This window comes from Methyloversatilis thermotolerans (assembly GCF_000372885.1).
GTDB classification, from domain to species: Bacteria; Pseudomonadota; Gammaproteobacteria; order Burkholderiales; family Rhodocyclaceae; genus Methyloversatilis; species Methyloversatilis thermotolerans.
The window spans coordinates 21,578-31,493 of sequence record NZ_KB889968.1 but is presented as its reverse complement, the minus strand read 5'-3'; the positions used below and the strand labels follow the sequence as shown (position 1 = coordinate 31,493).

General features: G+C 62.8%; 15 protein-coding genes and 1 pseudogene. 8 read left to right on the top strand and 8 right to left on the bottom strand.

The window, feature by feature from the left end:
- Nucleotides 1-318 (top strand): hypothetical protein (locus tag A3Q7_RS20165; RefSeq protein ID WP_018413504.1); only part of this gene is annotated, 318 nt, incomplete at its 5' end.
- 181 nt (nucleotides 319-499) lie between these two features.
- Here A3Q7_RS20165 and A3Q7_RS0119010 read toward each other — a convergent pair.
- The 7 genes from A3Q7_RS0119010 to A3Q7_RS0118975 form a co-directional block, all read right to left on the bottom strand.
- Complete coding sequence (locus tag A3Q7_RS0119010; protein WP_018413503.1) at nucleotides 500-1,417, bottom strand: DNA-binding protein; 918 nt, start codon at nucleotides 1,415-1,417, stop codon at nucleotides 500-502.
- Between the two features lie 379 nt (nucleotides 1,418-1,796).
- Nucleotides 1,797-1,982 (bottom strand): hypothetical protein, encoded by a 186-nt coding sequence (locus A3Q7_RS0119000; protein ID WP_018413501.1) that lies wholly within the window; start codon nucleotides 1,980-1,982, stop codon nucleotides 1,797-1,799.
- A 483-nt stretch (nucleotides 1,983-2,465) separates the two neighbouring features.
- A complete protein-coding gene (locus A3Q7_RS0118995; RefSeq protein WP_026225031.1) occupies nucleotides 2,466-2,819 on the bottom strand; it encodes a hypothetical protein in 354 nt (117 codons plus the stop codon).
- 210 nt (nucleotides 2,820-3,029) lie between these two features.
- A complete protein-coding gene (locus tag A3Q7_RS0118990; protein WP_018413499.1) occupies nucleotides 3,030-4,250 on the bottom strand; it encodes a replication initiation protein in 1,221 nt (406 codons plus the stop codon).
- Between the two features lie 247 nt (nucleotides 4,251-4,497).
- Nucleotides 4,498-4,809 carry a ParC family partition-associated protein gene (gene parC, locus A3Q7_RS0118985; protein WP_018413498.1) on the bottom strand — a complete coding sequence of 104 codons (312 nt, stop codon included), beginning with the start codon at nucleotides 4,807-4,809 and terminating at the stop codon, nucleotides 4,498-4,500.
- A gap of 147 nt (nucleotides 4,810-4,956) precedes the next feature.
- Nucleotides 4,957-5,280: a hypothetical protein gene (locus tag A3Q7_RS0118980; protein WP_018413497.1), complete on the bottom strand. Its 324-nt coding sequence runs from the start codon at nucleotides 5,278-5,280 to the stop codon at nucleotides 4,957-4,959.
- A complete protein-coding gene (locus A3Q7_RS0118975) occupies nucleotides 5,277-5,903 on the bottom strand; it encodes a ParA family protein (RefSeq protein WP_013124616.1) in 627 nt (208 codons plus the stop codon). The genes A3Q7_RS0118980 and A3Q7_RS0118975 overlap by 4 nt, the downstream gene beginning before the upstream one ends.
- A 197-nt stretch (nucleotides 5,904-6,100) precedes the next feature.
- On the opposite strand from A3Q7_RS0118975, the gene A3Q7_RS0118970 reads away from it, so the two are divergent.
- From A3Q7_RS0118970 to A3Q7_RS20155, 6 genes are all read left to right on the top strand, one after another.
- The gene (locus A3Q7_RS0118970; protein ID WP_018413496.1) at nucleotides 6,101-6,655 is read left to right on the top strand and encodes a hypothetical protein; all 555 of its coding nucleotides are present in this window, start codon (nucleotides 6,101-6,103) and stop codon (nucleotides 6,653-6,655) included.
- Between the two features lies 1 nt (nucleotide 6,656).
- The gene (locus A3Q7_RS20160) at nucleotides 6,657-6,860 is read left to right on the top strand and encodes a hypothetical protein (protein ID WP_018413495.1); all 204 of its coding nucleotides are present in this window, start codon (nucleotides 6,657-6,659) and stop codon (nucleotides 6,858-6,860) included.
- A 28-nt stretch (nucleotides 6,861-6,888) separates the two neighbouring features.
- A complete protein-coding gene (locus tag A3Q7_RS0118960) occupies nucleotides 6,889-7,458 on the top strand; it encodes an HAD family hydrolase (RefSeq protein WP_018413494.1) in 570 nt (189 codons plus the stop codon).
- On the top strand, nucleotides 7,455-7,994 hold the full coding sequence (locus A3Q7_RS0118955; RefSeq protein WP_018413493.1) for a 3'-5' exonuclease: 540 nt from the start codon (nucleotides 7,455-7,457) through the stop codon (nucleotides 7,992-7,994). Before A3Q7_RS0118960 ends, A3Q7_RS0118955 begins: the two co-directional genes overlap by 4 nt.
- Before the next feature lie 126 nt (nucleotides 7,995-8,120).
- Nucleotides 8,121-8,402, top strand: coding sequence for a type II toxin-antitoxin system RelB/DinJ family antitoxin (locus A3Q7_RS0118950; protein ID WP_026225030.1), 282 nt, complete (start codon nucleotides 8,121-8,123; stop codon nucleotides 8,400-8,402).
- Nucleotides 8,374-8,703, top strand: a complete 330-nt coding sequence (locus A3Q7_RS20155; protein WP_040571114.1) for a type II toxin-antitoxin system YafQ family toxin — start codon at nucleotides 8,374-8,376, stop codon at nucleotides 8,701-8,703. The genes A3Q7_RS0118950 and A3Q7_RS20155 overlap by 29 nt, the downstream gene beginning before the upstream one ends.
- Nucleotides 8,704-8,800: 97 nt before the next feature.
- On the opposite strand, the gene merR is transcribed toward A3Q7_RS20155, so the two are convergent.
- Complete coding sequence (merR, locus tag A3Q7_RS0118940) at nucleotides 8,801-9,205, bottom strand: Hg(II)-responsive transcriptional regulator (RefSeq protein WP_018413490.1); 405 nt, start codon at nucleotides 9,203-9,205, stop codon at nucleotides 8,801-8,803.
- A gap of 75 nt (nucleotides 9,206-9,280) precedes the next feature.
- Between merR and merP the strand changes: the two are divergent.
- Nucleotides 9,281-9,913 (top strand): annotated as a pseudogene (gene merP / locus A3Q7_RS21390) (mercury resistance system periplasmic binding protein MerP).
- Nucleotides 9,914-9,916 lie beyond the last annotated feature (3 nt).

The following is a 9,916-nucleotide window of genomic DNA, read 5'->3' as shown; positions in this document are numbered from 1 at the left end:
CAGATGTGGCAGTGGGCGGCGGGCTGCATCGCCATGGCCTTCCTGTGCGTCGGACTGTTCGGCTGGTACATGCACAGCAGTGGCAAGGATTCGGGCTATCAGGCCGGATACGGCGCGGGATACAGCGAAGCCAAGGACGAGAAAGCAGCGGCGGCATGGGCCAACACGCCGGAGGGGCGAACGGCCTACCGCTTCGCGCAATCGGGGGAACTGCAACGGCTGGCCCGATGCAACGGCAAAGGCTGGAAGGTCGAAAAGCGCGTGTGCTACCCGTACTCGGTTCAGAACGAAGGCACTTACGGGTGGGCGCTCCCATGAACGACGCACTCAACATTGCCACGATGCAGATAGCAGACAATGTCTATCTGGGCATCCTTGCAAAAAATCCAAATTTGTTTGGCGCATCTTCATCAGAACCAGTCATCGAGCACTTACGACAAACTCAACGTATTAGGCAACCGTAGATCGTCAATCAACACAACGATCCTGCGCGGCGTACTCATGTGATGCCCTTCTCTGCTGCCACCGGCCGCTCGGCCAAGACCTTGACCAGTTCGGCGCGCTGGCCTTCGATAGCCTCGACCTGACCACGCAGGCGGGCAGCTTCTTCCCGTGCATCCGAAGCCTGATTTCGGGCCTGCGAAAGCTCATCCCGGACGTGGGCCAGCAGACCATTGGCCTGCTCGGTCGCGAGCTGGTGATTGCGCGCCTCTTCGCGGGCATGACGCAAGTCGCTTTCGGCCGTGGCTTTGACGCTGGCCAGCTCCACCCGCACCTGATCCAGCTCGGCGGCTGAGGCCTTGCGCAAGGCTTCCAGATCGACGCGCAGGCGCTCGGCGGCTTCATGGGCACGGGCCAGCTCGGCGGCGTGCTTCTCGGCGTCGGCCCGGTTCGTTTGTTCCGACGCGGCCAAGCGCTCGCGCAACTGGGCCAGCTCGACAGCCTGCGCCTGAGCGTGGGCCTGCGACTCGGCGAGCTTGTTGGTCAGCGTCTCGACCTCGGCCTTGGTTTCGTCCAGCGTGGCCTCAAGGTCATCCACGGTCGTGGCAGCGTCAGCCAGCTCCCGCTCGGCCTGTTCCCGCTGCTCGCCCGCCGTGCGCAACACCTCGGCCACCCGGCGCTCGGCCGCCTTGACCGCCTTGTCGTTCAGCTCGACGGCCAAGGTGGCGATCCGCTCGGTCAGCGCCTTGGTGACGTTGGCGACTTCCTCGGCGACCTCCACCGGCAGCTCGGCCACCGGCTGGGCCTGCGCGACGGAATTGCTCGCAAGGTGCTCATCCCAGACCTGTCGCAGCCGCGTCGGGTTGCCGCCGCCGACCTTCTGGCGCAGCGCGAACCCGGTGACGTTGCGCCCGGCCGCTTGCAGGGCCTGACCGGCTTCGATGATGGCTTCGACGGGAAATTCGGCTGGACGCATGGGACTCTCCTTGATCTGATGCCCTCAGTATAGCACAACAAACAAAGAAACAAACAAATAAACAAATAAAAGAGGATTTTTTGAAGTGTGCGACGGCTGGCCAGCCTGCTCGACCACGGCCCGGTCGGTGGCGCGTTGAGGCGTTTTTTCATCGCTTTTCAGCGCCGCCGCATAAATAGGTGTGAGGCAGCTTGCCCAGAAAGGAGGTGAATTTCATGCGCATCATCGTCATCGCACACAACGGCTACCCGTTCCGCAGCAACGAGCACGCTGTGCTGATCGCCACAGGCATCACACATCACATCGTCCTGCTCAAGGACTGACCGTGACCCCGCCCCAGCCCGCAAGCTGGGGTTTCCGGGGCGGCCATCGAGCCGCCCTACTCGTCGGCCGTCAGCGGGCAGTGCGCGACCCTCGGGCAGCGGCTGGCCAGCGCACAGGCCTCGGCGAGCACAACCGGCTCGGCATCGTCTTGGCCGATCCCGCTCACCCACTCGATACGCTGGATCACGGGCACAGAGCGCCGCAGCTCGGCGCAGTGGTACGGGGTGGTTTTGGTTTGCATGGAGTCGATCTCCGGTGGTTGAACAAGCCACCATCGTTGCGTCACGACTTCCCCAGCGCCACACAAGTCGCTTGTTTACCCGTATTTATGTATATATATAACTACCTATATAAATGCGGTTTTCAAGTGGAAGCCGGGTCAAGGGCGTGACCGGAAGCCGCACGCGGAGCACAGGGCGAAGCCCGAGCACCGAACGGGTGAGGATCACGGCGCAGCGCACCCTTGATGCGGATGGAACGACCAGAGCCTCACGTCAGAGGGGGATGTCAAGGGCAAAGTCCGCCCACATTCCCCCGCGACGTGTGGGGCAAGACCCCACGCGGGATGCCGAAACCGAAGGGGTTTCGGTCGCCGGGACGGCGAAAGCGGCAGGCCGACCGACAGGGAGGGAAGATCGAAGCCCGCAGGGGTCGAGACTCGCTTGCGAGGCCCGATGCGAAGCACGAGAGCCCGATCGATGCGCAGCAGCGAGCCGCCCGAATTTCACTGCGGCCGAACTGGACGACGCTGGCCAGCCACACCGGCACCGGCCGAAAGCAGCTTGACAGCCTTCACGAAGTCGATGCCCAGCAGGTGCATCACGAGGTCGATGCCGCCACCTCCCCCCTTCCCTGCGCGCACGTCAAACCACTTGAGGCCCGTCACCAGAACTTCCCAAGCGAAGCCCGAGGGCGACGACAAGAACAGCCGCACCGTCCGCTGGTCGTTCTCCGGCACGAAGTCAAGATCGCGACGCCAGAACAACTGACCATCGTCGCGCAGCTTGTCGAGCACCTGCGACAGCGGCATTTCCCGCACCCATGCGAGCGTTTCATCGTCAAAAGACCGTCGAGCCATACGCTACATCCTCCGAACTCCATTCAACCGACACGGCCGCCACGCCGAAAAGTGACAGGGGGGGCCGCGCTGACGCGCGGCGGAAAAACCTCCGGGCTTCGCCCTGCGCGCGGGATGATGGATAAGTCCTGCGGACTTACCCACAACCCACTTGCGGCTACTCGCGTTTGAAAAACGCTTGGGCTACTCAAAATCAAAACCGGCTCCATCTCAGCCATCCAGCACAGGCACAACACCCGGCCCGGCAGGAAACAGCTCAAGGGACACCGAAGCAGCACCCGGAACCCCTACCCCCTGCGGGGCAGCAGCTACCTGATGTGCACCATGTTTAACATCCTCGGTCTTACCCGAAGCGCCCCCCAAAATCGTCACGGCGACGGGCTTGAGCACTTCTTCGAGCACATGCTTGTAGGTGGCCACCGTCTGCCTTGTGAGGCCCGCCACGCGGCCGATAGCGGCTTGCGTGAGGGCTTCGCCCTTCTGTTGAAGCAGGCGGCACGCGGCGCGTACCTTGGACTCGGTAGCCTTGTGGCGCACGTCGTGGGTGCGGGCGGCGGCGAGGCGCTGCCGCTCGATCAGCGGCAAGTCCTTGTCGAGCTGCATCACGCCCCGGTGGCACCGACCGCAGCCGGTGTAGCGATCCCACGTCCAGCGGGCGACGGACTTCACCGTGGCCTTGAGTGAGGACTGGGCCAGGTTGTCCATGAAGCCCAGCTTCTGGAAGCTGTTGCGGTTGTGCGCGTAGGCTTCGAGCAGCCGCGTGAAGGTGGCAAACGAGCCGCGCTCGCGCTCACGGTTCACGATGGAATAGGCGTAGTGCCGCAGGTGCTCGAAGAGGATGCAGTGCCGGGAATGGCTCACCTCGTCGAACTGAGGCCCCTTCCCCCACGGGCTGGACACAGCCAAGTCCACGTAGTCGGCCAACTCCCCCAGCTCGTAGACATGGGCGTGCAGCTCGTGCGTCAGCCACCAAGGATGGCCGGGCGTCTTGGCCACAGGGCCGCTGTGGAAGTCGGTGTCGGCATCGAGCCGGGCAGCGAAGGCCTCATAGACGGCCTTCATGTAGGCGATGGGCTTGCTGCGGGCGGCCTCGGTCGTGCAGACCGGGGGAATCGCGTAATAGAGGTGGCTGTGGCCGCTTTGGCGGTTGCGGACGATCAGGTTGGGAGCGGGAAGGCCTGCGTCCTCCCAGATCATCGCCTTGGTGTGGTCGAGGTCGAAGATCAGCCAGCTCACGAAGCCGGGCCGATTGACCTGCATGTAGGGGTAGCGAATGGCGTATTCGCGCGGCCGGACGCGGGTAGCCGTCTTGTCGTCAGAGCAACGCGGCAGATAGGGCGCTTCCGTGAGCACGCGGTTGAGCGCGGTGCCCGACTGGAAAAAGCGGTCTGCTGTCTGGTTGTCTAGTTTCTGTGCCGTTGTACCTGCCATAACCCCTCATCACACGTCCCGTAGGGGCGTGCGCACGCTTGCGCGCAGGGCTTAAGACACGTACAATCAAAGCATAGTCAGTCGCTTCATTGCGTCTCTACAGAACTCATCCGCCAAGATGAATCCTGTACGTGTCTGGGCACCCTGCCCGGTTTCTCTGTCAAGGCCCGCTCGCCAAAGCGGGCTTTGTCGTTTCTGACTCTCCAGTTTTCTGCTGTCTGGTCAGCTCTCTCCTTTGCCATGACGGTCACTCGTCGGCATCCACAGACGCCGGGGCTTGCTTGTAGCCCCGCACCATCGTCTTGGGCACCCAGTGCTCCGTGTTCACATCAAACTTCATGATCCCGTAGCCCTGCAAAACGCTTGCAGCGCCATCGAGACTCTGGAAGTACCGGAGGCCGCCACGGGCAGCACCCAGCACTCGCTCATTCATTCCGGCCCGCACCACGATCAGAAGGCCCTTGTCACCGGGTTCCACTCGGGCGGCGGAAACCGACCCAGCGGCGATGAGTTCCTTCAAAACCTTCGGCGCGACCACACTAGCAGTTGTCGTCAGCATCGTTTATACCCTATTCCGCGCCCAATCGCAACAATATCAGAATTCGTTGCGCCTGTCGCTGCATGGTGTTGGTGTCGTCACTTGTATGAGATATAGTCCATACTGGAAATCGTTATATATATACATAGATAGGTATATATATACTTATTAGCCCTTGAGGAAGGCTTCCAGCGCCTCAATCACGATGTCCTTCTCCGTGACCCGGCCGCCCTTCTCTTCCGATCGCTTGAGCGCTTCGCGCCGCAGGCGATCAGCCAGTTCCTCGGGGAAGTTGAAGATTTTTTGCACCCGTGCGCGGCCGTAGCGCTGCGTTTCCTCGGCAGCGGGCGGCGTGGCGGCCGGTGTCGTGGTCACGGCAGCAGGTGCCACCAGCGGCTTCTCGGCCTTGTCCGCCTCCCCGCCTTCAAGGAACGCGGTCGGGTCTTTGGGCAGCTTGAACTGCGCCGTGTTGGGCTTGCCCTTCATGCTCATGCCATCACCTCCTTGAAGAAGGCTTCCATCTCGGCGATGGCGGCTTGATCGCGGCCCAGCTCCTGAACGCTCGCACCCTCCCCGATGGCGCGGCGGAAGGCCACGCGCTCGCAGACTTTTGTCGGCAATACAGTCAGCTTCTGCTCGGCCAAGAATTCCAGCATCTCGGCCGCGTCCTTGGTGCGCGGATCGACACGGGTCAGCAGCACGCGCACATCCAGCTCGGGGTTGTAGTCGCGGGCCAGCTCGACCACTTCCAGCAAGTCGGTCATGGCGGCAGCGTCCAGATTGCTCGCGCCAATCGGGATCACGGCACGCTGGGCCAGAAGCAGCGCGGAGCGCAGACCGACCGAATCACGACCACCGGCATCGACGACGACGTGCTCGAAGCCGCTGGCCAACTGCTTGCCTTCGGCTAAGATCGCCTTGCCAGCGAGGCAGGTGGTGGTGGGCGACGGGTCGTATTGCGTCTCACGACGCCAAGCAGCCCAGCTCGCGGCCGAGGCCTGCGGGTCGCCGTCGATCAGGAGGGTCTTGCCCTGCCGGGCCAGCATCACTGCCAAATGCACAGCGGTCGTGGTCTTGCCGACGCCGCCCTTGGTGTTCACACACGCGAAGATCATGGGTGCTCCTATAGATATATATACATACCGACGCAGCAGCAAAGCAGCTGATCATCGACCTGCCGGGTTCCTCCCCGGCGCTGGGACTCGGTAAGTATATATATACCTACCGACCACAAGCGAATGGTAGCAGACTTTCGCGCTTTTGCGTATAGTTATACACATACGCAACCAACTAAAAGAAAAGAACGCAGCCCATGCAGTTCAAGACCGTCCGCCACCGTGACCAAGATGGCAACTACCACGAGGGCAAAACCGTGCAGTGCCTGCGCCGCGTGCGCGAGGTAACGCCGGATTTCCCGGAGGGCAAGAACGTGCAGCGCGTGGTGGCCAAGTTCGACCGCGCAGCCCGCGAGCTGCCAGCCGAAGTGGCCGCCGTCCTCACTCCGGCCGAACAGGACGAATGGAAAGAGTGGCGCGTCAAGCAGGACGAAGAGCACTTGAAGTCGGTAGCCCAGTACGAACTCGACACGCTCGCCGAACGCTTGGGCGTCATCCGCACCGGCATCCAAAAGGGCTATGCCGCCACCGACACCAAGAACGCTGTCGCGATCCGCAACGGGACTAGAGCCGTGTTGCGCCTGCTGGCTGACCTGATGCCCGAGCCAGTGAAGGGGCGTCCGGTGATCGAGGAAGAGTACGAGCCGCTGATGCTGCCCAACTTCGCCACGCCCGGCACGCCGGAATTCGATTCCTACCAGCGACTGCTTGAAGAGCACGAGCGCCGCAAAGCTCAAGACCAAGGAGGCTGACATGCGCTTTTGGACATTCGACCCCAACACCTGCCGCTTCGAGCGCGCGAGCAAGCAAGCCGCTTTGCACGCCGCCGACGTGGCCGTTGTCAACGACGACACCGACGTGCAGGTCATCAGCGATCACCAGCCACCCAAGCGCTGGCCCAGCGGTGAGCCGCTGATGGTGGCGGGCGTCGAGTTCGAGCGCGAGCTGTTCGAGTAGATATGTAGGTATATAGGTATATATATACATGAAGCCCACGAGAGCCATTGTCTTTGACGCCTTCGGCACCCTGATCCGCTACACCACGCGCCCGGCACCCTACGGGATTCTGGTGGATGCAAGCGGGCGACCGATGGATCGGCTCGCCTGCCTGACCCGCAACGTGCCACTGGCGACCCTCGCCATCGAGATCGGCGTGGGGGACAAGCTCGATGTGATCCTGCCCGACTTGGCCGAAGAGCTGTCCGGCCTGCGCCTGTTCCCCGAGGTGGCCGACGTGCTCGCCAAGACACGGGCAGCAGGGCTGCGTTTGGCGGTGTGCTCGAACCTCGCCTATGAGTACGGCGCGACCGTGCGCGACCTCGTGCCCGAGCTGGACGCCTACGTCCTGTCCTACGAGGTGGGCGTGGCCAAGCCACACCCGACGATGTACCGGCTCGCGTGGGCCGAGCTGGGCTGCGCACCGGCTGAGGCGGTTTTCGTGGGCGACAGCAAGCGCTGCGACTTCGACGGGCCGCAGGCCTTCGGGATGAAGGCGCGTTGGCTGGATCGCAGGGGAGGGCAGTCGCTGGTCGATGCCCTCGCGGGGATTCTGTGACCTCGGTGGTGCTCGTCATCGACCTTGAGGCCACCTGCGATGAAGGCGATGGCCTCCCAGCAACCGGCATGGAGATCATCGAGATTGGCGCGGTGTGGGCCACGGCTGAGGGCACCGTGCTCGACACGTTTCAGGCGCTAGTGCGCCCCGTGGTGCGCCCTCAACTCACCCAATTCTGTCGACAGCTCACCAACATCCAGCAGGCCGACGTGGACGGTGCCGAGCTGTTCCCGGCCGTTGCAGCAAGGCTGGCCAGCTTTGCCCAACGACATCAAGCTCCGGGCACAGCGTGGGGCAGTTGGGGCCAGTTCGACGCCAAGCAGCTTGCGCGTGACTGCGAGCGACACGGCATCGAAAGCCCGCTCGCAGCGTTCGAGCATGTGAACCTCAAACGCCGGTTCGCCAAGGCCCGCAAGATCAAGGAAGTGGGTATGGCCCGCGCGTTGCAGATGGTGGGCCTGTCGCTCGATGGCGCGCACCACAGAGGCCTTGACGATGCTCGCAACATCGCCAAACTGTTGCCGTGGTCGTTATAGGTATGTATATACCTACCTATATACATACCTACAAATAAGGAAAGCTGAGGGGGGGAGGGTGTCGCCTTGCGATTGCCGATGATGTGCGATACAATGTATCTCAATCAGTCGCAATAGGAGGCCATCATGGCTGCTACCACCACTATGGTTCACGTTCGCGTGGACGAGAACGTCAAGGCGCAGGCTGCGGAAACGCTGGCCTCGATGGGCCTGACCGTCTCTGATGCGATCCGCGTGTTCCTGACCCGTGTTGTCGCCGACAAGGAACTGCCGTTCGCGCTCAAGGCACCGAACGCCACCAGCCGCGTCGCCATCGCAGAGGCCGACGAGATCATCAAGAGCCGTCGCGCTCGCTTCGCAACCGCTGACTCGATCCTGAATGACCTCGAAGAAGCCAGCAGCAAGTAAGCGGGCAAACCTGCCTCGCGCATCGGACTACACCAAAGAGTTCCAGAAAGACTGGGTACGCCTGTCCCACTCCGGCCGGTACGACATGACCCGGCTGAAAGAGGCCATGCTGCTGCTCATCGCCAACGACGGGCCGCTGCCGCCTGAATGGCTCGACCACGCCCTGACGGGTGACTGGGCGGGCCATCGCGAGTGCCACATTGGCGGCGACTTCCTGCTGATCTACCGGCTCGACGACTCGGGCAAGAGCGGCTTGGTCGTTTTCGTGCGCAGCGGGACGCACTCCGAACTGTTCTCGTAGCCCGGAAAGAAAGCCGCCTCGCAGAGCGAGGCGGTGAAAGACTGCAGGCTGTCAGCACGAAATATCAGAAGTCGGCTGCACCGCGCTGGTGAGGGCTTTATTCTTCGCGCTCCAGCACGTCAATGATCGGGCAGGAGTCATGACCGTCCCCTGCATCGCACTGCTGAACCAGACTCCCCAGCGCCTGCTGCATGGCCGCGAGGTCGGCCATCTTCTGCTCGATCAGACTCAGTTTCCGCGCGGCTAGCGCCCGCGTGTCGGCGCAGGCGCATGCTGCATCCAAGGTCAGGAGCGCGGCGATCTCATCCAGGGTGAAGCCCAATGCCTGCGCGCGCTTGATGAAGCGCACCCGTCTGGCCTGCTCGGGCGCATAGCGCCGATGCCCTCCCAACGGCTTGGGCGGTTCGTTCAATAAGCCGCGCCGCTGGTAATAGCGGATGGTCTCGATGTTGACCCCGGCGACATCCGCCAGTTTGCCGATGGTGAGTTCTGCTGCGGCCATCACATTCCCCTTGACTCCGTACTTAGGTACGGGATTTAGAGTAACACTCGTGTTGGCAGGTTCAAGGAGACAGCGATGCAGTTCACCGGCAAAGGCTCGTTGATCGCGGGCGTACTGGCTGCCATCGGCGCGTCCGTGTGCTGTGTCGGCCCGCTTGTTCTGCTGGCGCTCGGCATCGGCGGCACGTGGGTGGGCAGCCTGACGGCGATGGAGCCGTACCGGCCCTTCTTCATTGGCCTGACGCTGCTGTTTCTCGGACTGGCGTTCCGGCGGCTCTACCTGGTGCCGCAGGTCTGCACACCCGGCATGCCCTGCGCCGAGCCTCGCACGCGGCAAAGGCAGCGCCTCACGTTCTGGATCGCCACGGTTCTGCTGCTTGGCCTGCTGGCCGTGCCGTGGCTAGCTCCGCTGTTCTACTGAAAGGAAACTCCCATGCGCAAACTGCTGATCGCCTTGCTGGCCTATGGGCCGCTCGCGGTGCTGGCCGCCACACCCAAAACCGTTACGCTGGCCGTGCAGAACATGACCTGCGAGCTGTGCCCCATCACGGTCAAGAAGTCACTGGAAAAAGTACCCGGTGTCAGTGCCGTCCGGGTCGATTTCGACAAGAAGACGGCCACCGTGACCTATGACGCCGACCAGGCCCAGCCGGATGCGCTGACCCGCGCGACGACCAACGCGGGCTACCCGTCCACCGTGCAAAGGTGATGT